The sequence below is a fragment of the Photobacterium chitinilyticum genome (genome assembly GCF_004104355.1).
GTDB classification, from domain to species: domain Bacteria; phylum Pseudomonadota; class Gammaproteobacteria; order Enterobacterales; family Vibrionaceae; genus Photobacterium; species Photobacterium chitinilyticum.
The window spans coordinates 91,622-115,521 of record NZ_RJLM01000010.1 but is presented as its reverse complement, the minus strand read 5'-3'; the positions used below and the strand labels follow the sequence as shown (position 1 = coordinate 115,521).

General features: G+C 48.1%; 16 protein-coding genes. 5 read left to right on the top strand and 11 right to left on the bottom strand.

Annotated elements, in window-relative coordinates; translation table 11 throughout:
* Positions 1-84: 84 nt before the first annotated feature.
* From EDI28_RS19625 to EDI28_RS19610, 4 genes are all read right to left on the bottom strand, one after another.
* Positions 85-1,098, bottom strand: coding sequence for a Fe(3+) ABC transporter substrate-binding protein (locus EDI28_RS19625; RefSeq protein WP_128785580.1), 1,014 nt, complete (start codon positions 1,096-1,098; stop codon positions 85-87).
* Positions 1,099-1,336: 238 nt separating this feature from the next.
* Positions 1,337-2,566, bottom strand: a complete 1,230-nt coding sequence (locus tag EDI28_RS19620; RefSeq protein WP_128785579.1) for an ammonium transporter — start codon at positions 2,564-2,566, stop codon at positions 1,337-1,339.
* A gap of 26 nt (positions 2,567-2,592) precedes the next feature.
* The gene (locus EDI28_RS19615) at positions 2,593-2,931 is read right to left on the bottom strand and encodes a P-II family nitrogen regulator (RefSeq protein ID WP_128785578.1); all 339 of its coding nucleotides are present in this window, start codon (positions 2,929-2,931) and stop codon (positions 2,593-2,595) included.
* Between the two features lie 190 nt (positions 2,932-3,121).
* Positions 3,122-3,490 (bottom strand): YacL family protein, encoded by a 369-nt coding sequence (locus EDI28_RS19610; RefSeq protein ID WP_128785577.1) that lies wholly within the window; start codon positions 3,488-3,490, stop codon positions 3,122-3,124.
* A 154-nt stretch (positions 3,491-3,644) separates the two neighbouring features.
* Between EDI28_RS19610 and EDI28_RS19605 the strand changes: the two genes are divergently transcribed.
* The 3 genes from EDI28_RS19605 (at position 3,645) to EDI28_RS19595 (ending at position 7,383) form a co-directional block, all read left to right on the top strand.
* Positions 3,645-4,787, top strand: coding sequence for a sugar diacid recognition domain-containing protein (locus EDI28_RS19605; RefSeq protein ID WP_128785576.1), 1,143 nt, complete (start codon positions 3,645-3,647; stop codon positions 4,785-4,787).
* A 175-nt stretch (positions 4,788-4,962) separates the two neighbouring features.
* Positions 4,963-6,228 (top strand): GntP family permease, encoded by a 1,266-nt coding sequence (locus EDI28_RS19600; protein WP_128785575.1) that lies wholly within the window; start codon positions 4,963-4,965, stop codon positions 6,226-6,228.
* Between the two features lie 12 nt (positions 6,229-6,240).
* Complete coding sequence (locus EDI28_RS19595; protein ID WP_128785574.1) at positions 6,241-7,383, top strand: glycerate kinase; 1,143 nt, start codon at positions 6,241-6,243, stop codon at positions 7,381-7,383.
* A gap of 98 nt (positions 7,384-7,481) precedes the next feature.
* Here the strand turns inward: EDI28_RS19595 and acnB are convergent, their stop codons facing one another.
* Positions 7,482-10,079: a bifunctional aconitate hydratase 2/2-methylisocitrate dehydratase gene (gene acnB, locus EDI28_RS19590; protein ID WP_128785573.1), complete on the bottom strand. Its 2,598-nt coding sequence runs from the start codon at positions 10,077-10,079 to the stop codon at positions 7,482-7,484.
* 220 nt (positions 10,080-10,299) lie between these two features.
* A complete protein-coding gene (locus tag EDI28_RS19585; RefSeq protein WP_233353477.1) occupies positions 10,300-12,549 on the bottom strand; it encodes a patatin-like phospholipase family protein in 2,250 nt (749 codons plus the stop codon).
* A 98-nt stretch (positions 12,550-12,647) separates the two neighbouring features.
* On the opposite strand from EDI28_RS19585, the gene EDI28_RS19580 reads away from it, so the two are divergent.
* A complete protein-coding gene (locus EDI28_RS19580) occupies positions 12,648-14,564 on the top strand; it encodes a methyl-accepting chemotaxis protein (RefSeq protein ID WP_128785607.1) in 1,917 nt (638 codons plus the stop codon).
* A 286-nt stretch (positions 14,565-14,850) separates the two neighbouring features.
* The gene (gene aphA, locus EDI28_RS19575; protein ID WP_128785571.1) at positions 14,851-15,564 is read left to right on the top strand and encodes an acid phosphatase AphA; all 714 of its coding nucleotides are present in this window, start codon (positions 14,851-14,853) and stop codon (positions 15,562-15,564) included.
* Between the two features lie 66 nt (positions 15,565-15,630).
* Here aphA and lpdA read toward each other — a convergent pair whose 3' ends face one another.
* The 5 genes from lpdA to ampD all read right to left on the bottom strand — a co-directional run bounded on the left by lpdA (position 15,631) and on the right by ampD (position 23,797).
* Positions 15,631-17,061 (bottom strand): dihydrolipoyl dehydrogenase, encoded by a 1,431-nt coding sequence (gene lpdA, locus EDI28_RS19570; protein ID WP_128785606.1) that lies wholly within the window; start codon positions 17,059-17,061, stop codon positions 15,631-15,633.
* A 197-nt stretch (positions 17,062-17,258) separates the two neighbouring features.
* Complete coding sequence (gene aceF / locus EDI28_RS19565; protein WP_128785570.1) at positions 17,259-19,151, bottom strand: pyruvate dehydrogenase complex dihydrolipoyllysine-residue acetyltransferase; 1,893 nt, start codon at positions 19,149-19,151, stop codon at positions 17,259-17,261.
* Positions 19,152-19,164: 13 nt separating this feature from the next.
* Positions 19,165-21,828 carry a pyruvate dehydrogenase (acetyl-transferring), homodimeric type gene (gene aceE / locus EDI28_RS19560; protein ID WP_128785569.1) on the bottom strand — a complete coding sequence of 888 codons (2,664 nt, stop codon included), beginning with the start codon at positions 21,826-21,828 and terminating at the stop codon, positions 19,165-19,167.
* A gap of 348 nt (positions 21,829-22,176) precedes the next feature.
* The gene (gene pdhR / locus EDI28_RS19555; protein WP_128785568.1) at positions 22,177-22,950 is read right to left on the bottom strand and encodes a pyruvate dehydrogenase complex transcriptional repressor PdhR; all 774 of its coding nucleotides are present in this window, start codon (positions 22,948-22,950) and stop codon (positions 22,177-22,179) included.
* Positions 22,951-23,242: 292 nt separating this feature from the next.
* Positions 23,243-23,797 (bottom strand): 1,6-anhydro-N-acetylmuramyl-L-alanine amidase AmpD, encoded by a 555-nt coding sequence (gene ampD, locus EDI28_RS19550; protein WP_128785567.1) that lies wholly within the window; start codon positions 23,795-23,797, stop codon positions 23,243-23,245.
* Between the last annotated feature and the right edge of the window lie 103 nt (positions 23,798-23,900).

The following is a 23,900-nucleotide window of genomic DNA, read 5'->3' as shown; positions in this document are numbered from 1 at the left end:
GACAGTGAAGCTACCATAAGCTATCGGAAAAGATACTAGGGCTTAAGCAAAAATGGGGCGTTTAGCCCCATTTTTTGTAACAACTTACAGATCAAACTTCACTTCATCTAGCAGTTTGATTGCCGTGCTGTGGTAATCTGCCACTTTTTCAAGCGATAGTTCATCAGCTCGGAAGTCACCCCATGACGCTACCAGCTCAGAACGCTTAACGCCTTCTTTCACCGGGTACTCATAGTTCACTTCTGCGTACATCTGCTGTGCTTTATCATCCGTCAGGAATTCCATCAGCTTCTGCGCGTTATCTTTGTTAGGCGCATACTTGGCCATTGCCATGCCGCTGACATTCACGTGTGTACCTTCTGCTTTCTGGCCTGGGAAGTTAATGTAAACCGCTTCAGCCCACGCCTTCTGCTTCTCGTCATTAACCATTTTGCCTAGGTAGTAGCTGTTACCAATAGCAAGATCACACAAACCTTCTTTCACAGCTTTAACCTGTGCACGGTCGTTCCCCTGCGGCTTCCGTGCAAGGTTGGCTTTAACACCTTCCAGCCACTCTTTGGCTTCTGCTTCACCGTGATTGGCAATCATCGAAGAAACGAGAGAAACATTGTATGGGTGCTTACCAGAACGAGTACAAATCTTACCTTTCCATTCAGGCTTCGCCAGATCCGCATAGTCAAAGTCAGCAGGCAGACGGCCAACACGATCGCGTGAAGAATACACGTTACGAGAACGCAGTGTCAGTGCAAACCACTCATCTTCGCTATCACGGTACTGAGCTGGTACATTCTTCTCAAGAATTTTGCTATCAACAGCCTGAACCAAATCTTTATTTGTCAGTTCAACCAAACGGCTGATATCTGTTGTCAAAATCATGTCAGCAGGGCTGTACTCGCCTTCTTGCTGCAGTTTCTCTGCCAGACCTTTTTTCGCGAACTTCACGTTAACCTTGATGCCGGTTTCTTTCGTGAATTCGTTAAACATAGGCTCAACCAGGAAAGGTTGACGGTAAGAGTATACGTTCACTTCTTCAGCAGCAGTTGCTACCTGAGGAGCAGCTAAACCAAGCAAAATCGCCGATGCCAACAGCTTTTTCATTAATTCGTCCCTTAATGCAAAATGTAATGATAATGTTTATCAATCTCGAATAATTATACTGTAGCACGGCAGTAAAACAATGCACGGTTACCATTAAACACAAAAAAAATGCCACCTTACGGCAGCATTTTTAAAAGATGCGAACTAAATATATGTTACTTGTTTCTTAGTTTTTCCAAACGCTTGCTCTTAGTTACATCACAGGTTGTGCAGTTATGTGTATATAAAAGTTTAGTCTTTATTTTACGCTAACAAATTCAGGGTAGGCATCGATACCACAGTCATGTAGATCCATTCCCGCCATCTCTTCTTCTTCTGTAACACGGATACCCATTGTTGCTTTCAGTACCGCCCAAACCGCAAAGCTGGTTACAAATACCCAGCCAAAGATTACAGCCGCGCCCAGTAGCTGAGCACCGAATGTCGCATCTGCGTTGTTGAAAGGAACAACCATCAGACCGAAGAAGCCACAAACACCGTGTACCGAAATTGCACCAACCGGATCATCAATTTTTATTTTATCCAGGCCAATGATACTAAAGACAACAAGCGCCCCCGCAACCACACCGATTACTACCGCAGCCATCGGTGATGGTGACAGCGGATCGGCCGTGATAGCAACCAAGCCCGCCAAGGCACCGTTCAATACCATTGTCAGGTCCGCCTTGCCCCAGGTTGTCTTACACACAGCCAACGCTGCGATAGCACCGGCGGCGGCTGCCGCATTGGTGTTGAGGAAAATCTGGCCTACTGCCGTTGCATTTTCAAAATCGGACACCATCAGCTGTGAGCCGCCGTTGAAACCAAACCAGCCGAACCAAAGGATGAAGGTACCCAATGTTGCCAGCGGCATGTTCGAACCTGGGATTGGATGAATAGCGCCGTTTTTGCCGTATTTCCCTTTACGGGCACCCAGCAGTAGCACACCAGCAAAAGCTGCGGCAGCACCCGCCATGTGGACGATACCTGAACCTGCGAAGTCACTAAATCCCGCCTCTGACAAGAAGCCGCCCCCCCAAGTCCAGTACCCTTCCATCGGGTAGATAAAGGCCGTCAGAATGACTGAGAAAATGAGGAACGACCATAGCTTCATGCGTTCGGCTACTGCACCGGATACCACCGACATTGCCGTTGCCACGAACACCACCTGGAAGAAGAAATCAGATTCAAGCGAGTGATCCGCCCCTTCTGCCTGAGAACCTATCAGGGTACCAATCGATGGCAGCCAGCCGCCCTCACCGTTATCGACATACATAATGTTGTACCCCACCACTAAATACATAGTACAGGCGATAGCATACAGGCAGATATTTTTGGTCAGGATCTCAGTCGTGTTCTTTGAGCGGACAAGGCCAGCCTCCAGCATGGCAAACCCCGCCGCCATCCACATCACCAATGCACCAGACATCAAGAAAAAAAATGTATCGAGCGCATAACGCAGCTCTGTTACCGTTGTTGATAATTCCATGGTCGTCATCCCTACTCGTCCAATTCTTATAAGGCTTCTAGATCTGTCTCACCGGTACGGATCCGCACGGCATGATCAAGGTCATAAACAAAAATCTTACCGTCACCAATCTTTCCGGTTTGGGCTGCTTTTGAAATTGCTTCTACAATGGCATCCAAGTTATCTGCCTGAGTCGCAATTTCCAGCTTCACTTTAGGCAGAAAATCTACCTGATATTCTGCGCCACGATACAGCTCGGTATGACCCTTCTGGCGGCCAAATCCTTTGACCTCAGACACTGTCATCCCCTCGACGCCCACATCTGCCAGCGCTTCTCGAACATCATCCAACTTAAATGGTTTTATGATTGCATTTATCAATTTCATTGCCTGCTCCTTACCGACTGAATTCCTTGTGGTTACAGTTAAGTAACAAACAAGCTTTGTGCCAACTTTTTATTTGCTTATTATTCATATACTTAAACCTTAGCGGTAAAAGTAACGAAAAAGGGCCGCACCTATATGGTGCAGCCCTTTCACTGAAAAGAAGCAAATTATACGAATTAGATGATTAAGATCAGAAGCGAGTCACAAATGCACGCCAGGCACTCAGCATTTGCTCAAGATCTTCAAATCCACACAGCGACATACACTCGTCGTCGTAGAAATTCATGTCTTCGTCAAGTTCGGTATCATCTTCTGAAAACAGGTAGTTAGCCTGAACGAGTGCTTCGTTATCCTGGAGGCTCAACGTCAGATCATCTCCCAACAGCCGCCATTCCCGGGTGCTGTTTTTTAACGCACCAATTTGAGCCAATATGGTACCTATCTTTGAAAAGTCTTTACCGACTTCTTCTATTAGCCAGCGGCCCAGCGCTTCATGGCCCATTGAAAAAATGGCGTGATAGCTACCGTCCAGGGTATTTTTCTTAAATTCGTAGTCCATAGCTACCCTCAGTCATCTGCATTGCATACCCAGCCACTTGATAAGCTTGGTACAATAAAAGTAAAGTCACGAGGCACCTGCACATTTGCCTGTATGTTGACATAGCCTGTGCTAACCGTAACAAAGTCGCACATTTTCAGGATCTGGAACAAGAATGCAACTAAATGCCACCATTGCCCGACAGATAGTTGAGCGCACGATGAAGATCATCCATTACTCGGTGAATGTGATGGACGAACAAGGACGGATCATCGGCTCTGGCGATCCCGCTCGGATCAACCAACGCCATGATGGGGCTATCTTAGCAATCAATGACAACCGCGTGGTCGAAATTGATCAAGCCACCGCGAATCAGCTCAAAGGAGTCAAGCCCGGGATCAACCTACCGATCATTTTTCATCACCAAGTGATCGGGGTTATAGGTATATCTGGAGTCCCCGAAGCCGTTCGCAATTATGGTGAGCTGGTCAAAATGACGGCGGAACTGATTGTCGAGCAGGCAGCACTGATGTCACAGATCCAGTGGGACAAACGCCACCGTGAAGAACTGGTGCTCCAGCTGATCCAAGGGAGTGAGCTCAACGAAAGTCAGCTCACGACAATTGCTGAACGACTCAACCTCGACTTGAACCAGCCGCGTATTGCTGCAATTGTGAAGGTCTACCCGACCAAGGGCGAGCAACTATCGCTTGAGCACCTTCAACGCGTCGTTCACCTTCTCGAATATCCTGAACGTGATAACCTCGTCGGTATTGCCTCAGTCTCACTCAATGAAATCGTGGTATTAAAACCGATCAGTTTAGAAGGTGACGACTGGGCAAAAAACATCGAGTTACAGCGAGCGAAAAAGTTAGTAAAACGTGCTGCTAAAGATGGCAGTTTTAGCATTAAGATCTCGCTCGGAGGTTACTTCCCCTCTCTGCAAGGGTTAGCCAAATCTTACCTGACAGCACAAGCAACACTTGAGACCCAGATAGATAATCAAGACATCATGTTCTATCACAATCATCTGCTTCCCGTTTTGCTTAACGGCTTAAAAAACGATGCTTGGCGTCACGAGCAACTTTGTGCACCGTTACTCAAACTCATCGCTAACGATCCTCGGGGGATTCTGTTCAAAACGCTCAAGACATTTTTTGTTCAAAATTGTGATTTAGCGCAAACTTGCGAAGCGCTCCATATTCACCGGAATACTCTACGCTATCGACTTGAGAAAATAGAACTAGAAACATCATTGAATTTCAACAATATACAAGACAAAACTCGCCTGTACCTTGCTGTACTGAATCATCAGTAATTTTGTCAAATTGTGCATCTGCACAATTTGGCAAAATCCACATCAATAATATTTGGTCGCCTGCCCAAAGCATATTTCTATCAGAGTGATTAGAGTAGCCGCCTCCAACAGCTTGCTTATTTTTATTCTAATTAACGGTGAGACCCACTCACCTCCATTGTAAGGACGCACCATTATGGTAGAAGTATCCACCCTCGGCGCACTCTCGGCCTTGATTGTGGCAATTACCCTCATTTTACGAAAAGTTCCACCCGCATACGGCATGATCATTGGTGCTCTCGTCGGTGGTATTGTCGGTGGCGTTTCACTGACAGACACGGTTGGATTGATGATTGGTGGTGCACAAGGCATTGTCACCGCAGTATTACGTATTTTAGCGGCGGGTGTGCTTGCCGGCGTACTGATTGAATCTGGCGCGGCAACCTCCATTGCTGAAACCATAGTAAAAAAAGTTGGCGAAACCCGTGCCTTATTGGCTCTGGCTGTCGCAACGATGATTCTAACGGCCGTTGGTGTTTTCGTTGACGTTGCCGTTATTACCGTCGCTCCGATCGCGCTGGCGATTGCACGTCGTGCCGATCTTTCCAAAATGGCAATCCTGTTAGCCATGATTGGTGGCGGTAAAGCCGGTAATGTTATGTCTCCGAACCCTAACGCTATCGCAGCTTCTGACGCCTTCAATGTTCCACTCACTTCTGTCATGGCTGCTGGTGTCATTCCTGGTTTATGCGGTATGGTCTTTGCCTACTTCATCGCCAAGAAGCTGGTTAATAAGGGTAGCAAAGTACAAGAGCACGAAGTCGTTGCCGTTGACCATAGTCGCCTGCCTAAATTTGGCGCAGCGATCATTGCACCGCTTGTTGCAATCGCGCTACTTGCCCTGCGCCCTATCGCTGGTCTCAATGTCGACCCACTTATCGCCCTCCCACTGGGTGGCTTAATCGGTGCCGTTGTCATGGGGCGCTTCCGTGATGCCAACCATTTTGCAGTGTCAGGTCTTAATCGCATGGCTCCCGTTGCAGTGATGCTATTAGGTACAGGTACCTTAGCCGGCATTATTGCCAACTCCGGCCTCAAAGCAGGTTTGATCGATGTATTAACCGCATCTGGCTTGCCATCTTACCTACTCGCTCCAATTTCAGGTGCCATGATGTCGCTCGCAACAGCCTCAACCACAGCCGGTACTGCCGTCGCTGCTAGCGTCTTTAGCCATACGATTCTAGAACTTGGTGTCCCAGCCCTTGCTGGTGCTGCCATGATCCATGCTGGTGCAACCGTGCTTGACCACATGCCACACGGGAGTTTCTTCCATGCTACGGGCGGTGCGCTACACATGGACATTAAAGAGCGCTTAAAACTTATTCCTTACGAATCTGCGGTAGGCTTAATGATTGCCGTGGTTTCGACATTAATCTTCGGTGTTTTTGGTTTCTTCGTTTAAAGGCTATTCACTATGAAAATTGTTATCGCACCAGACTCATACAAAGAAAGCCTATCGGCAATGGAAGTTGCCACTGCTATTGAAGCAGGTTTTCGTCAAGTATTACCCGATGCCGAGTACCACAAGCTCCCAATGGCAGACGGCGGTGAAGGCACAGTGCAATCACTGGTCGATGCGACGCAAGGCACGATTGTTGAGTGTCGAGTTACAGGGCCGCTTGGCGAACAAGTTGACGGCTTCTACGGTGTCATGGGGGACGGCAAGACCGCAATTATTGAAATGGCTGCCGCATCGGGTTTACACCTTGTACCTTGCGAGCAACGTAACCCATTGCAAACGACCACTTATGGCACTGGAGAGTTGATCAAAGCCGCTCTCGATCGTGGTGTCAAACACATCATTGTTGGCATTGGCGGAAGTGCCACCAACGACGGTGGTATTGGTATGGCGCAAGCACTAGGCATTCAACTCTTGGATGAAGCAGGTAAAGAGATTGGCTACGGTGGCGGTGCACTTGCACGCCTTGCAACCATCAATATGGCGCACGTCGACCCACGCCTTGCGACCATTAACCTTGAAGTCGCTTGTGATGTGGATAACCCACTGTGTGGACCGAAAGGTGCATCTCATGTTTTTGGCCCGCAAAAAGGGGCAACACCAGCGATGGTAGAACAGCTTGATGCGAACCTAGCGCATTATGCCGCAATCATTAAAGCGCAATTAGGCCAAGATGTGAAAGAGTTGGCTGGCGCAGGTGCGGCGGGGGGATTAGGTGCCGCGTTAATCGGTTTGCTATCAGCCAGTTTGCGTCCGGGGATTGATATCGTCATGGATGCTGTCAATCTCAAAGCACAATTAGCGGATGCTGATTTAGTGATCACAGGTGAAGGCCGGATAGATAGCCAGACCATTCACGGAAAAACGCCTATCGGTGTGGCACGTTGTGCCAAAACCTATGGCATTCCAGTGGTGGGGATTGCCGGATGTCTATCCAATGATTGCCATGTGGTGCACGAACATGGCATTGATGCCGTATTTAGCGTGGTACCTCGTTCGGTATCACTCGAAGAAGCGCTGCGTGATGCAACCGTGAATGTTGAACTCACTTCAGCCAATGTGGCGCGCGTACTGAAACTGGGTTTATTAAAAAAATAACGACAGACACAACGTGTAGAAAGATAGAGGACAAAGATCTTCGCCCGTAAAAAAGCCCTCTCTCGAGGGCTTTGTTTTATCGGCTCAAGTAAGACAACTTACACTGCAGTTTGAACAATCACATCGTCTGCCTTCTTCGTGTAAGACTCCATGCGATGGAAATTCAAATAACGATAAGTATCTGCCGCTGTGGCATCAATCTGCTTGGCGTACTCGAGATATTCTTCTTTGGTCGGAATACGACCGAGAATTGCCCCTACCGCAGCCAGTTCTGCCGATGACAGGTAAACATTGGCACCGGTACCCAGGCGGTTCGGGAAGTTACGGGTTGAGGTCGACATAACCGTCGCTTCATCCGCAACACGTGCCTGGTTGCCCATACACAGCGAACAGCCCGGAGTTTCAATACGCACTCCTGCACGGCCGAAGATACCGTAGTAACCTTCTTCCGTTAGCTGATCTTTATCCATCTTCGTCGGCGGAGCTACCCACAGGCGGGTATCGAGTTGACCACCGAATTTCTCTAACAGTTTACCTGCGGCACGGAAATGGCCGATATTGGTCATACAAGAACCGATAAATACCTCATCGATTTCTGTCCCCTGCACATCAGACAACAGACGGGCATCATCCGGATCGTTCGGCGCACACAGGATCGGCTGGGTGATCTCTGCCAGATCGATTTCGATCACATGCGCGTACTCTGCATCTTTATCGGCTTCCATCAGCTCAGGATTTGCCAGCCACTCTTCCATCGCGGTAATACGACGCTCGATGGTACGGCGATCGCCATAACCTTCGGAGATCATCCACTTAAGCATCACAATGTTGGAGTTTAGGTACTCGGTAATAGACTCTTCAGACAGCTTAACGGTACAGCCCGCTGCACTACGCTCTGCCGATGCATCAGACAGTTCGAAAGCCTGCTCGACAGTCAGGTGTTCTACCCCTTCGATTTCCAGTACGCGGCCAGAGAATTCATTAATCTTACCGGCTTTCTCTACCGTTAGCAGACCCTGCTGAATCGCGTAGTAAGGGATAGCATGAACCAAGTCGCGCAGGGTGATCCCTTCCTGCATTTCGCCCTTGAATCGAACCAGGATAGATTCAGGCATATCAAGTGGCATCACGCCAGTTGCTGCAGCAAATGCCACCAGACCGGAACCGGCCGGGAACGAGATACCCAGCGGGAAACGAGTATGCGAGTCACCACCGGTACCGACGGTATCAGGCAGCAGCATGCGGTTTAGCCAAGAGTGAATCACACCATCACCCGGGCGTAGTGCAACACCGCCACGGTTCATAATGAAATCGGGAAGCGTGTGGTGAGTGTTTACATCAATAGGCTTAGGATAGGCTGATGTATGACAGAATGACTGCATCGTCAACTCGGCAGAGAAACCAAGACATGCCAAATCTTTCAGCTCATCACGGGTCATTGGGCCGGTCGTATCCTGAGAGCCGACGGTCGTCATTTTGGGCTCACAGTAAGTGCCCGGACGGATCCCCTCGACACCACACGCTTTACCGACCATCTTCTGTGCCAGACTATAACCTTTACCGGTATCTTCTACTTCGCCAGGACGGCGGAACACATCAGATGATGCCAGACCAAGTGACTGACGTGCACGATCTGTCAAACCACGGCCAATGATCAGCGGAATACGGCCGCCGGCACGTACTTCGTCAATCAGTACATCTGTTTTGAGGGCGAAAGTAGAAACGACATCATCACTGTCATGGTTACGAACTTCGCCTTTGAATGGGTAGACGTCAATTACATCGCCCATATTTAGGGCTGTCACATCCACTTCGATGGGTAGTGCTCCGGCATCTTCCATCGTGTTGAAGAAGATTGGTGCAATCTTGCCACCCAGGACATAACCACCAGCACGCTTATTTGGTACATTCGGGATATCGTCGCCCATGAACCACAGCACGGAGTTAGTCGCCGACTTACGGGATGAACCCGTACCCACAACATCGCCAACATAAACCAGCTGGTGGCCTTTTTCTTTCAGGGCTTCAATTTGCTTAACCGGGCCAATTGAACCGTGTTGATCAGGCGCAATACCCTCACGGTCATTTTTAAGCATTGCCAATGCATGCAAAGGAATATCTGGACGTGACCAGGCATCCGGCGCAGGAGACAAATCATCGGTATTTGTCTCGCCGGTTACCTTAAACACTGTCAGTGTGATTTTTTCAGCCAACTCAGGCTTAGACAAGAACCATTCGGCATCTGCCCACGACTGAATGACTTGCTTGGCAAAGTCATTGCCAGCTTTAGCTTTCTCTTCCACATCGTAGAAGGCATCGAACATCAGTAGGGTATGAGAAAGTGCCTTAGCGGCGATAGGTGCAAGTTTGGCATCATCAAGAAGAGCAATCAGTGGTTCAATGTTGTAACCACCTTGCATGGTGCCCAGAAGTTCAGCCGCTTTTTCTTTGCTAACAATAGGTGAAGCAGCCTCACCTTTGGTTAAGGCTGCGAGGAAGCCAGCTTTCACATAAGCCGCTTCATCAACACCAGGGGGAATACGGTTTTCTAATAGATCCAGCAGGAAGGCTTCTTCACCCGCTGGTGGATTTTTCAGGAGTTCAACCAGAGCTGCAACCTGCTCAGCATCAAGTGGTTTTGCAACAACTCCTTCAGCAGCACGTTCTTCGACGTGTTTACGGTAGGCTTCAAGCACGACATATTCCTCATATTTAGGTTTAGCCTAATGGCCAAACATCCTTGGAAGTGATTGATCATCTTTGCACAGTGCGTCTTATGATTCTTATAACTAAGACACTGAGACATGCACAAGAGACCAAAACCGTCCAGCGAGCATACCATTTTTAACTTAAAATTAAAAATCACTCTCTTTTTACAACATTCGCAAATTTCGCATAAACCTTCATTATTAAGAATCAGAACGCACTACCAAAAGAAACATAGAAGGAATTATTCGCCTTCTCGGTGCGGCCATATGCCAGCAATAAGGGGCCTATCGGGGTGGTGATCCCACCAAACAGGCTACCTGCACGGTAAAGGGGCAATTCGTTGATAGGTAAACTCTCATTGAACACTCCGCCGTATTCCAGCGAACCACCGACAAATACACTGGATGTAAACAGGCCAAAATCCTGCTCCAACAGATGATAACGGTAAATGGCAGCGGTAAACGCCTTCTTTTCACCCGCCATACTGTTTTTAGGAATTCCCGACAAATTAAGAAATCCCCCGATCTCCTTCGGCGCAATACCTGACGACTCCGAGCCCAGTTCCAGTTTCCCCATCACAGTGTGCTTGCCGACGGTATAGGCTCCGGTCCAGTGAATATCAAAATGCGTAGAAGAACCCGCATCCTCATCATCAAGTATTTTTATAACGTTATCAGCCAACGCCAACTCAACTTCTAGCAAATTACCTTTCTTCGGCAGCAGGAAGTCATCCAGGGTATCTAAGCTGTAACGCAGATAACCTTCTTTACTTTCCCGCTTAAAACTAAACCCATTGTTACCTTTAAACTCAGTATCACCGACGATGTAGCGCATCCCCATTCGGAACTCCTGCCACAAATGGGGTTGCCAACCGAATGAACCGTCAAAGGTATAGTCGGTATAGGTTGCCGGGATAAACAGGTCAATATTATCCAATGAGGGCTCTTGATCTGGAAAAATAAAGTTCTTATCGGCAATCTGGTACTCGGCCGACAACAGGCCAAACCACTCCTGATCCTTGATAAACGGTAGGTAAAGTTCAGTGGCAAGCCGTTTCTCCGTTCCGTATTCCAGCTCGTTACGCCACTCGGCCCCGGCCTCGGTCAAACCTGTCACCGTAAAGGCAGCCCCAATGGAATAGTCGGTGCTGTTCTGAAAGTCATCTTCGAGGGCAAAGCGAAGATCAATAAAATTAGGCCCCCAGCTTTTTTTCTGAACATCGAGCATGATGACATTCTTGTCATCCTGCTGTTCAATGCGATAATCGATGCGCTCGAAACGGTCCAGGGCGTAGAGGCTCCTGACACTTTCAGCCAACTCCTCTGAAGAAATATTCTGTCCGGCTTCTAGCTGCAAACGGTTCAGCAGTACGTCATCGGCATAGGAACTGTTATTAATCAGTTTGATTTCATCGACATAAAGCTGATCAAGGTAACTCAGACCACGGCGGCGAACCTGCTTGTTGTCGATATAGTCCTGGAACCAAGTCGTCCGCCCCAGCTTAGACAACTTTTCTTCCATCGCCATGGTTGCCACGTAACCACTCTCATAGGCTTGCGGCATACGGGAGAAATCTGCAGTATTAATCTCACGGATATTTGGCTGGATTAAAAAATCATCATTGTCCAGACTCTCAATCTGACGATCAGCATTTGCACGAACCATGAAGTCCGTTAATTGGTCCATGACCGAAAAATAATTATTCAGTTCATCACGGTGTTTAAACTCATTACTGATATCAACGGCAATGACAATATCCGCCCCCATTGCTCGTACAACATCAATTGGCAGATTATTGGTGATCCCGCCATCGACCAACATATTGCCATGCAGCTCCATCGGCGGCAGGATACCGGGTATCGACATACTGGCCTGCATCGCTTCAGACAAGTCTCCGTAATCAATCACAACCGGCTCAAGCTTTTCAATATCGGTCGCCACCGCTCGGTATGGAATAGCAAGTTGATCAAAGCTCTTCATCGTCGGCAAATTGCCAGAGCTCGAACGCAGAATCTCACCCATGCTCTGCCCCTGAACAAACCCTCTGGGCACCTTCAACTCCCAGAAATCGAAACCTATTTCGCTGTTGATCTGAAACCGGTCTTCCTGCTGTTTCTCTCTGACCCGGCGATCGCTGCGTTGGACCCTATCCTCGTAGCCTTTTTCCCAGTCAACCGTCGTCAGCAACGCTTCGATATCATCGGCGCTCATTCCAGTGGCATACAAGCCGCCAACATAGGCCCCCATACTGGTACCAACAATGTAATCCACCGGGATCTGCATCTCTTCCAATGCCTTGAGAACCCCAATATGAGCCGCGCCTTTCGCTCCCCCGCCACCGAGCACAACGCCGATTTTTGGTCGTTCTGATGCAAAAACAGCCTCAGAGAAAAACACCTGAGTTATTGTGAGAATTATCACTAAAGTTATGTAACGGATCGGCAGATATACATTCATAGAGAGACTTTTAACAGATGGCTTTAATTGGGTCATTGGTTACTTTTTCCATGAACGACCTGTTCGTTCATTACTATATCTATAAGCAGTTAAGCATTATGAAGTTCAATCAGCTCACCATTAAACAGAAACTGATTATGGCGATGATCCTCGCCGTACTAGCCTCAACCGTCCTCGTAGGCGCAATAAGTCAAAACCAAGCCCGCAACGTGGTAGAAAGCCGTTTGCTTGAATCAGAGCTACCGGCAACACTGATGCAGATCCGCAATAATATCGACAAGGAAGTGTCACAGCTACAATCCGCGGCCCACCAACTGGCGACAAATCGCTTTATCACAGATATGTATAAAGAGAACAAACGCCCGGTGCAAGAAGAAAAACTAATTCGGCAGCTCAATGATATCAGAACTCAGTACAATCTGTTTGATGCATCAGTAGCAGACCGTACCACCGGCAACTACTGGAACCAAAATGGTTTTCTGCGCCGCCTGAACCAACAACAGGATGGCTGGTTCTTCGGCTTTACCAACAGCAGTAATGCGAAAATGCTTAACGTTTTTCAGGAAGCCAATGGCGAGGTAAAGCTGTTTGTAAACTATCAGCAGCTTAACGGGCGTGGAATGGCCGGTCTATCAAAATCTATGGACGAGATGGTCAGGTTTATTAACCAGTTCAAGCTAGAGCAAACAGGCTACGTTTACCTTACTGATGCCAACGGTATGGTGCGTCTGCACAAAGACCAAAGCAAGATGGGAAACAGTGATCTAAGTAAGCTCTACGGTACTGATGTTTCCCGCCTGCTTCTGAATAAAAACGACTTCAACGTTGCCGAATCAAATATCAATGGCACTGATACCCTGATAGCCACCAGCTACATTCCGTCAATGGAGTGGTATGTTGTTGCCGAACTACCGAAAGAAGAAGCTTTTGCCGGCCTGAATCAGGCACGCAACCAAATTATGGTTTGGACAGCCGGGATCGCTGCAGTGTTTGTCCTTTTGGCAATCTGGCTCGGCAGCAATATTACCCGCCCAATCGAGCGTCTGGCTGTCGTATTCAAAGATCTTGGTGAAGGAGAAGGTGATCTACGCCATCGCATCGACATCAAAGGCAAAGATGAAATCGCCCAGCTATCGGAAGGCTTTAATAGCTTTATCGGAAAAATCCATTATTCGGTAAAAGAAGTGGCCGAAACCGGAAACTCTCTGCGTGGCGCGGCAGAGTCGGTGGCATCTCAGGCACAGCTTACGCTTGATAACAGCCACAACCAACGTGACCGTACCATCCAGGTTGTGACAGCAATCAACCAGATGGGCGCAACCGTTAACGAGATTGCCGGCAATGCCGCACAGGCAGCAGAAGCGGCACACAATGCAGAGTCCGAGACCCACAACGGCCAGGCCGTTGTCGGACAGGCACGCGACAGCATTAGCCAACTGTCAAATGACGTGTCTAATGTCAGTGAGGTGATCGAATCACTCGCCAACAATACCCAGGCTATAGGTAGTATTCTCGATGTGATCCGCGGTATCTCAGAGCAGACCAACCTACTGGCACTAAACGCCGCCATCGAAGCTGCCCGTGCCGGCGAACAAGGCCGAGGCTTTGCTGTGGTTGCCGATGAGGTACGTAGCCTGGCAAGCCGGACCGCCGACTCGACAGACGAGATCCAAAACATGATCAACCGTCTTCAGGAAGAAGCCAGCAATGCTGTGAACGCCATCGTGCAGAGCCGTCAGCTCACCTCCAATGGTGTCTCGGCAGCCGATGAAGCGTCTGGCGCTCTGGTTTCGATTGCCGACCGCATTACCCTGATCTCCGATATGAATACTCAGGTTGCCACCGCCACCGAAGAGCAGTCAACAGTAGTAAACGACATCAACTGCAACATAGAGGAAATCAACGAGACCACCCAGCGTACTGCTGATACAGCAACCGAACTGGCACATTCGAGCCAGGAGCTGCGCGAATTATCGCAACGCCTAGACAGTATGGTGGGTACGTTTAAGCTTTAAAGCTGCCATCACTATCCTCCCCCTTTCCAAGGGGAACATACAACGAAATACAAAAGGAGAGCTTCGGCTCTCCTTTTTTGATACCAACGGCTTATCCAGATCGGTATAAGCCAATACTTCACTTCGGAAATTTTGATGAACTCAACAGTCAAAACTGTCAATAGATAACGATATTAAAGCAATAGCATGCAACACAGTTAGTATTTTGTGACCAGGTTCTGATTCTCATGGGTCATTGAGGAGTATTTTTGCACCTCCATTTAATCACTAACAAAAATCAACAACGATGAAACTAACTACAATTGCAATTTCTTCCCTACTGGCTTGCGCTGTTGCATCAGGTTCAGTATTCGCTGATCCTAAATTACCAGGTACGGAAACGGGCTTCAGCTCAGTTCAAATTATGCAGCAAGGTGAGCCTGCTCAGCTACATTGGGTATCGGTCGAGGACATTGCAAAGAGCCTTGAAGGCAAGCAGCCAATGGCTGTCGGCTTTGATATCGACGACACCGTACTTTTTAGCTCACCAGGCTTTTATCGTGGTCAGCAAAAGTTTTCGCCAAACGGTTACAGCTACCTTAAATCTCAAAAATTCTGGGATAAAATGAACTGTGAATGGGAGAAGTTCAGTTTACCGAAAGAGATCGGTCAGAAACTGATCGCCATGCACCAAAAACGTGGCGATGATATCTATTTCATTACCGGACGCACTGGTTCTAAATGTGAAATTTCTACTCAGTACCTGAAAGATTCGTTTGGCATTGAGAAGATGAACAAGGTGATTTTCGCCGGTTCAAGCAAAACGGAATACACCAAAACGAAGTACATAAAAGCGAACAATATTAAGATGTACTACGGAGACTCAGACGGCGATATTATCTCGGCCCGTAATGCCGGTGCTGAAGGGCTTCGCATTATGCGCAACGCGAGCTCTAGCTACAAACCCGTACCGAAGAACGGTATCTACGGTGAGAAAATCATTAAAGATTCTCAGTACTGATCCCATTCCTTAAATACAAAAAAGCGCCAAAAGGCGCTTTTTTTATATCAGCTTAAACGGCAAGAATTACTTCTTGCGCTTAACTGCTTTTGCGTTTGGCAGGTCAGTGATTGAGCCTTCAAACACTTCTGCAGCAAGACCTACAGACTCATGCAGTGTTGGGTGCGCGTGGATTGTTAGCGCGATGTCTTCTGCATCACAACCCATCTCGATCGCCAGACCGATTTCACCCAGAAGCTCACCACCGTTAGTACCAACGATAGCACCACCGATAACACGGTGCGTGTCTTTGTCGAAGATCATCTTCGTCATACCGTCAGCACAGTCAGATGCGATTGCACGACCAGAAGCAGCCCAAGGGAAAGTCGCAACTTCGTAGTTGATACCTTCTGCTTTCGCTTCTTTCTCTGTCTTGCCAACCCATGCCACTTCTGGCTCGGTGTAGGCAATTGAAGGAATAACCTTAGGATCGAAGTAGTGCTTCTTACCTGAGATAACTTCAGCAGCAACGTGGCCTTCATGCACACCTTTGTGAGCAAGCATTGGCTGACCAACGATATCACCGATAGCATGGATGTGAGGTACGTTAGTACGCATCTGCTTATCCACGTTGATGAAGCCACGCTCGTCAACTTCGATGCCTGCCTTCTCGGCTTCTAGCAGCTTACCGTTTGGTACACGGCCGATAGCAACAAGAACCGCATCGTAACGTACAGGCTCAGCAGGTGCTTTTTTGCCTTCCATTGAAACGTAGATACCGTCTTCTTTCGCTTCAACAGCCGTTACTTTGGTTTCTAGCATCAAGTTGAACTTCTTCTTGATGCGTTTGGTAAATACTCGAACGATGTCTTTGTCAGCGGCAGGGATCACCTGGTCGAACATTTCAACAACGTCGATCTGTGAACCCAGAGAATGATATACCGTACCCATTTCCAGGCCGATGATACCGCCACCCATAACAAGTAGCTTCTCAGGAACTTCTTTCAGCTCCAGCGCGTCAGTTGAGTCCCAGATACGTGGGTCTTCATGCGGAATGAATGGTAGCTCGATAGGACGAGAACCAGCCGCTACGATCGCGTTGTCGAAGTTAACTGTTGTCTGGCCGTCTTCACCTTCAACTACGATAGTGTTAGGACCAGTAAATTTACCGTAACCGTTAACCACGTTAACTTTACGCATCTTAGCCATACCGCCAAGACCGCCAGTTAGCTGAGTAATTACTTTGTCTTTCCAAAGACGGATCTTGTTGATGTCTGTTTGCGGCTCACCGAACACAACACCGTGCTCTGCCATTGCCTTCGCTTCTTCGATAACTTTTGCTACGTGAAGAAGTGCTTTCGATGGGATACAACCCACGTTCAGACATACACCACCAAGTGTGTTGTATTTTTCGATTAGAACCGTATCTAGACCTAAGTCTGCGCAACGGAATGCCGCAGAGTAACCAGCAGGGCCTGAACCCAACACCACTACCTGGGCTTTAATTTCTTTACTCATCATGACCTCGTTGTAGTCTTTTATCCCTAACAGGCTATCAGGTAAGTTGTACTTATTTGCTTTTGTACATTCTTCTTTCACATTGCCAACAAGTTTACAGACCTGTTAACAAAGTGAAAAGTATATTGCTATAGCCTGTGAGCTACACAACAATTCCATGCCTACTATTGCAGGCATGGCGTTGCGGATGTAAAACCTTAAAGCACCAAACGGCGGATATCAGATAGACAACCGTTTAGGTAAGTAATGAAGCGAGCACCTTCAGCACCGTCGATCACGCGGTGATCGTAAGACAGTGATAGAGGAAGCATCAGGCGAGGTTCGAAATCCTTGCCGTTCCATACTGGTTTCATTTCAGACTTAGATACACCTAGGATGCCTACTTCTGGCGCATTCACGATTGGCGTGAATGCAGTACCACCCAGGCCACCAAGGCTAGAGATAGTGAAACAACCACCCTGCATGTCTGCAGCCGTTAGCTTACCAGCACGTGCTTTCTTAGATACAGCCATTAGCTCTTCAGATAGCTCGTAGATGCCTTTCTTGTTCACGTCTTTGAAGACAGGAACAACCAGGCCGTTCGGCGTATCAACAGCAATACCTACGTTCACGTACTTCTTCAGAATTAGGTTTTCACCGTCTTCAGATAGAGAAGAGTTGAATGCTGGGAATGCTTCAAGTGCTTTAGCTACCGCTTTCATGATGAACACAAGTGGAGTGATCTTCATGCCAGTATCTTTCTTCGCTTCAATCGCATTCTGCTCTTTACGGAATGCTTCCAGAGCAGTGATGTCGGCGTTGTCCCACTGTGTAACGTGAGGGATCATTACCCAGTTACGGTGCAGGTTAGCGCCAGAGATCTTCTTGATACGAGATAGAGGCTTAGTTTCAGTCTCACCGAACTTGCTGAAATCAACTTTCGGCCATGGTAGTAGACCAAGAGCAGAGCCGTCGCCTTTGCCAGATGCTGCAGCACCAGACTCAAGGCGCTTAAGCGCTTCTTTAACGAAGTTCTGAACATCTTCTTTCAGGATGCGCTGCTTACGACCAGTGCCTTTAACCTTCGATAGGTTAACGCCGAACTCACGAGCAAGACGACGAACAACTGGTGACGCGTGTGCGTACTCGTTGTTTTCCTGGAAGTCGCCAGCTGCTGGTGCTGATACTGCTGCCGCTGGAGCCGCTGGAGCTGCTGGAGCTGCTTTAGCCGCTGCCGGAGCAGGTGCTGCCGCCGCTGGAGCCGGAGCCGGAGCTGCGCCAGCCACTTCAAAGACCATAATCAGTGAGCCAGTAGACACTTTGTCGCCAGCTGCGATCTTGATTTCTTTAACCGTACCCGCGAACGGTGCAGGCACTTCCATTGAAGCCTTGTCACCTTCAACAGTAATAAGAGATTGCTCTTCTTCTACTGTATCGCCAACAGCAACCATGATTTCAGTCACTTCTACTTCGTCGCCACCGATGTCTGGTACATTAACTTCTTTAGCTGCGGCCGGCGCTGCTGGTGCCGCTGCTACTGGAGCTGCCGCTTGAGCAACAGGTGCTGCTGATGCAGTACCTGCCACTTCAAAGATCATCACTAGAGAACCAGTAGATACTTTGTCGCCAGCGGCAATTTTGATTTCTTTTAGAACGCCTGCAAATGGTGCAGGTACTTCCATTGATGCTTTGTCGCCTTCAACAGTAAGAAGAGATTGCTCTTCTTCGATGCTGTCACCGATAGCAACCATAATTTCAGTCACTTCAACTTCATCGCCACCGATATCCGGTACGTGAACTTCTTTAAGCTCAGCGGCCGCAGGCGCTGCTGCAACAGGTGCCGTCGCTTCAACTGCAGGAGCTGGCGCAGCTGCTGCACCTTCCGCTTCAAAGATCATAATTAGAGAGCCGGTAGAAACCGTATCGCCTACAGCGATCTTGATCTCTTTAACGATACCCGCCTGAGAAGCTGGTACTTCCATAGAAGCCTTGTCGCCTTCTACAGTGATCAAAGATTGCTCTTCTTCAACCTTGTCGCCAACGCTTACAAGAATCTCAGTTACTTCAACCTCATCCGCACCAATGTCAGGTACATTAATTTCGATTGCCATGTTTTATTGCCTCTTACGCGTATAGCGGGTTGATCTTGTCAGCGTCGATGTTGAATTTAGCAATTGCTTCTGCAACGACAGATTTCTCAACATCACCACGGTTAGCCAATTCAGTCAGTGCCGCTACAACTACGTAACCTGCATTAACTTCGAAGTGACGACGTAGGTTCTCACGGCTGTCAGAACGACCGAAACCATCAGTACCAAGAACTTTGAAAGACTCAGACGGCATGAATGCACGTACTTGCTCTGCGTAGTTCTTCATGTAATCCGTCGCAGCGATTGCTGGCTCAGTACCCATCGCTGTTGTGATGTAAGGTACTTTCTGCTCAGCTTCTGGGTGCAGCATGTTGTAACGCTCAGCATCCTGACCGTCACGTGTTAGCTCGTTGAAAGAGGTAACAGAGTAAACGTCAGATGCAACACCGTAGTCATCGCTTAGGATTTGAGCTGCTTTACGTACTTCATTCATGATAGTACCGGAGCTCATCAGCTGAACCTTCTTCTCACCTGCGTAAGATTCTAGCTTGTAGATACCCTTACGGATGCCTTCTTCAGCGCCTTCTGGCATTGCTGGCATTGCATAGTTTTCGTTCATTACCGTTAGGTAGTAATAAACGTTCTCTTGGTTCTCACCGTACATGCGACGGATACCGTCTTGCATGATAACCGCAAGCTCGTAAGCAAACGTCGGGTCGTAAGAGATACAGTTAGGCACTGTGTTCGCCATGATGTGTGAGTGGCCATCTTCGTGCTGAAGACCTTCACCATTTAGCGTTGTACGACCAGCAGTAGCACCCAATAGGAAGCCACGTGCTTGTTGGTCACCTGCTAGCCATGCCATGTCGCCAACACGTTGGAAACCGAACATTGAGTAGTAGATATAGAATGGGATCATTGGTAGATCATTGGTGCTGTACGACGTTGCCGCAGCAACCCAAGATGCCATTGAGCCAAGCTCGTTGATACCTTCTTGCAGAACCTGACCAGACGTCGCTTCTTTGTAGTAAGAAACCACACCGCGGTCTTCTGGCGTGTACTCTTGACCGTGTGGGTTGTAGATACCAACCTGACGGAATAGACCTTCCATACCAAAGGTACGTGCTTCATCACAGATGATAGGTACGATGTTCTTACCGATGTTTTTATCTTTCAGTAAGATATTCAGCGTACGTACATAAGCCATAGTGGTAGAGATATCACGCTTCTGCTCACCCAGTAGCGGAGCAAAATCTTCTAGCTCAGGAACCTTAAATTCTTGTGTGAACTTAGGCAGACGCTTAGGCGTGTAACCGTGAAGTGCATTACGACGAGCGTGCAGGTAGTTATACTCTGCAGAGCCTTCTTCCAGCTTTAGGTACGGAAGATTCTTCATGTCTTCGTCAGAAACCAGATCTTCCAGGCCTAGACGATCACGCAGGTGCTGAACATGGGTCATGTCCATCTTCTTCACACCGTGGGCGATGTTCTTACCTTCAGCCGCTTCACCCATGCCGTAACCTTTAACAGTCTTAGCCAGGATGACTGTCGGGCGACCGCCAGTTTCTTTTGCGTTGTTAAATGCAGCAAACAGCTTAGAAGACTCGTGGCCGCCACGCTTAAGCGCGAAGATTTCGTCATCAGTCATATCAGCAACAAGTGCAGCTGTTTCTGGGTATTTACCAAAGAAGTGCTCACGTACGTATGCACCATCTTTAGATTTGAATGTCTGGTAGTCACCATCAATAGTTTCGTTCATTAACTGAAGAAGCTTACCGGTAGTGTCTTTCGCTAGTAGCGCATCCCAGTTGTTGCCCCAAACCACTTTAACCACATTCCAGCCAGCGCCTTTGAACAGACCTTCTAGCTCTTGGATGATCTTGCCGTTACCCATAACAGGGCCATCTAGGCGCTGTAGGTTACAGTTGATTAGGAAACATAGGTTGTCCAGTTTTTCACGTGCAGCGAAAGAGATCGCACCACGTGATTCTGGCTCATCCATCTCACCATCACCCAGGAACGCGTATACGCGCTGGGCAGAAGTGTCTTTAAGGCCACGACCTTCAAGGTACTTCAGGAAGCGTGCTTGATAGATAGCAGAGATAGGACCAAGACCCATAGAAACAGTCGGGAACTGCCAGAACTCAGGCATTAGTTTAGGGTGCGGGTATGAAGGGATACCTTTGCCATCAACTTCCTGACGGAAGTTATCTAGCTGATCTTCAGTCAGACGGCCTTCAACAAATGCACGAGAATAGATACCAGGAGAGATGTGGCCCTGGTAGTAAACTAAATCGCCGCCATCAACTTCGTTTGGAGCACGGAAGAAATGGTTGAAACATACCTCGTAGAAGGCAGAAGCAGACTGGTATGAAGCCATGTGGCCACCCAGGTCTAAATCTTTCTTAGAAGCACGTAGTACGATCATGATTGCGTTCCAGCGGATGATGGAACGAATACGGCGCTCAAGAGTAGTATCACCAGGATACGCAGGCTCTTGTGCTGCTGGAATCGTATTGATGTAGTTAGTAGTCATGCCAGTTGGCATATCTACACCGTCTAAACGCGCTTTATCTAATACTTGCTCAAGCAGGTACTGTGCACGCTCTACACCTTCTTCACGAACGACTGATTCAAGAGCTTCTAGCCACTCTTGAGTTTCAAGTACGTCAACGTCATTTTTCATGACTTCAGACATGCGATCTATCCTTTCGTTGATAATCTACAAAACTTAATACCAATCGTCATAATTATCTGAACAGTTCAGAGCGACTTAGCGAAACAAGGGCAAGGCGAAAGATTGTTTGCATAGTGGTTCTACGCATGGAATCTTTTAACGCAGCAATTGTGTTGCTAAGTAGCTCCCTTCGGGCGGAGTAAAACAGCCCCTCTGCTGCGTTATGTCTTATTGATATAGACTCGCTATTATCTTCAAAGACATGTCTTGCATATCGTCTGTTTTATATCCGCTGAATGAGCAAATAATTATGACGACTGGTATATTGTCGCGACTGTTTACTACCTACCTCGGCTTATATGAGGGGTACTAATCCAGCCCGTCCTTGCGTTGTTGAATCCGACGAAGAGAGCGTTCACGTCTGCTATCTTCACGCGATAAATCCAACAGGGTTTCCTCGATATAAGCCAAATGTGCATGCGATGCTTCACGGGCTTTTTCTGGCTCACCAGAAACGATCGCTTGCACAATATTGGCTCGATGCTTTCGCACCTTTCCCACTACCTCTGGGCGGCGGTTCAGGAGCTCAAAGTTTTGTAATACGTTTTGCTCTAGCAAAGGGGCAAGGCTGCGGATGATATGAAGCAGTACCACGTTGTGAGCGGATTCGGTCACCGCTATCAAGTACTGCATTACCGCGCTGGCTTCAGCCTTCATATCGCCTTGCTGCTGGGCATCTTGTATCCGTGTGTGGCAGTCACGGATACGAGTAAAATCTTCCTCGTTGCCTCGCAGGGCTGCATAGTACGCAGCCAGGCCTTCAAGGGCGTGACGAGACTCAAGTAAATCTAGCTGGGTTTCCGGATGGGCGCTAAGCAAATCCAACAGTGGCTCAGAAAAGCTCTGCCATAGCTTTTCTGTTACAAAAGTGCCACCGCCCTGACGACGGGTCAGAAGGCTTTTGGCTTCAAGACGCTGGATTGCCTCTCGTACAGAAGGGCGTGAAACGTCGAATTGCTTGGCCAGCTCGCGTTCAGGCGGCAGCTGCTGCCCCGGAGACAGGGTGCCTTCCAGGATCAGGTGCTCTATTTCCTGCTCAATGGCATCGGAGAGCTTTGGTTGGCGAATTCGTTTATAAGTCATTTTTTTCGTTATGCTTCTTGTACTTATAGCGTTTCGGGAAACCCGTTAACGGGTAAATTGGTATTACCAATTAAATTATGAAAGGAAAGTTTACAGAAATAATTGAAGATGTCCACCGACAACATGATGCAAATCATAGAACCAGCGCACACTTAACAAAAATTTCATCTTGTGAAAACTTATTAACACACGGCAATTACTATTAATTAACAGCAAGAAAGAAAAGGACGGAATGAAAAGAAATTAATGGTCTGACCAATTTGGGGCAAAGAGACTTTTCATCCTTTGTTGATCATTTTTCCAGTAATGCTGTTTTAAACGCCCGCCAGTCGAAAGAAAAACCGGGATCGGTTTTGCGTCCCGGCGCAATAAACTCATGACCGGTGATCCGCGAAGCATTGATGTCAGGGTAACAATGAATAATAACCCGGGTCAGCTCAGTCAACATATTGTACTGGGCTTGGGTATAAGGGAGGGTATCCGTTCCTTCCAGCTCTATCCCAATAGAGTAATCATTGCACTTGTCACGGCCTGCAAATTGCGATACTCCAGCATGCCAGGCGCGACAATCAAACGGTACGAACTGGATAATATCGCCATTTCGTCTAATTAAACAGTGCGCAGAGACCCGAAAACCTGAAATTACCCCAAAATAGGGATGTTCCTCCGGGTCCAGCTGACCGGTAAAAAGTTGCTCTATATATGGCCCGCCAAACTGGCCCGGGGGCAAGCTGATGTTATGAATCACCAGCAGGGAAATATCTTTACTATCAATTCGTTGATCATAAAAAGGGGAAGGGACATGCTTAACGCCTTCGAGCCAGTGGGTGTTGTTAATTGTTAACATTTTTTCATAAATCCAGAGAAGTTGAGTATCGAGTATTACGTTGGAAGATCCGAGAGAGTAAATCAAGCATCTCGAAACGAAGTGCTCTCGACACGCAGCGCCT

What these genes read in the sequence shown, in the direction of transcription:
- ampD (WP_128785567.1), bottom strand. Translation starts at nt 23,797, where the DNA reads ATGTTAACAATTAACAACACCCACTGGCTCGAAGGCGTTAAGCATGTC.
- EDI28_RS19615 (WP_128785578.1), bottom strand. Translation starts at nt 2,931, where the DNA reads ATGAAATTGATAAATGCAATCATAAAACCATTTAAGTTGGATGATGTT.
- EDI28_RS19595 (WP_128785574.1), top strand. Translation starts at nt 6,241, where the DNA reads ATGAAAATTGTTATCGCACCAGACTCATACAAAGAAAGCCTATCGGCA.
- EDI28_RS19620 (WP_128785579.1), bottom strand. Translation starts at nt 2,566, where the DNA reads ATGGAATTATCAACAACGGTAACAGAGCTGCGTTATGCGCTCGATACA.
- aceE (WP_128785569.1), bottom strand. Translation starts at nt 21,828, where the DNA reads ATGTCTGAAGTCATGAAAAATGACGTTGACGTACTTGAAACTCAAGAG.
- EDI28_RS19610 (WP_128785577.1), bottom strand. Translation starts at nt 3,490, where the DNA reads ATGGACTACGAATTTAAGAAAAATACCCTGGACGGTAGCTATCACGCC.
- EDI28_RS19625 (WP_128785580.1), bottom strand. Translation starts at nt 1,098, where the DNA reads ATGAAAAAGCTGTTGGCATCGGCGATTTTGCTTGGTTTAGCTGCTCCT.
- EDI28_RS19600 (WP_128785575.1), top strand. Translation starts at nt 4,963, where the DNA reads ATGGTAGAAGTATCCACCCTCGGCGCACTCTCGGCCTTGATTGTGGCA.
- pdhR (WP_128785568.1), bottom strand. Translation starts at nt 22,950, where the DNA reads ATGACTTATAAACGAATTCGCCAACCAAAGCTCTCCGATGCCATTGAG.
- EDI28_RS19605 (WP_128785576.1), top strand. Translation starts at nt 3,645, where the DNA reads ATGCAACTAAATGCCACCATTGCCCGACAGATAGTTGAGCGCACGATG.
- lpdA (WP_128785606.1), bottom strand. Translation starts at nt 17,061, where the DNA reads ATGAGTAAAGAAATTAAAGCCCAGGTAGTGGTGTTGGGTTCAGGCCCT.
- aphA (WP_128785571.1), top strand. Translation starts at nt 14,851, where the DNA reads ATGAAACTAACTACAATTGCAATTTCTTCCCTACTGGCTTGCGCTGTT.
- EDI28_RS19585 (WP_233353477.1), bottom strand. Translation starts at nt 12,549, where the DNA reads ATGAATGTATATCTGCCGATCCGTTACATAACTTTAGTGATAATTCTC.
- EDI28_RS19580 (WP_128785607.1), top strand. Translation starts at nt 12,648, where the DNA reads ATGAAGTTCAATCAGCTCACCATTAAACAGAAACTGATTATGGCGATG.
- aceF (WP_128785570.1), bottom strand. Translation starts at nt 19,151, where the DNA reads ATGGCAATCGAAATTAATGTACCTGACATTGGTGCGGATGAGGTTGAA.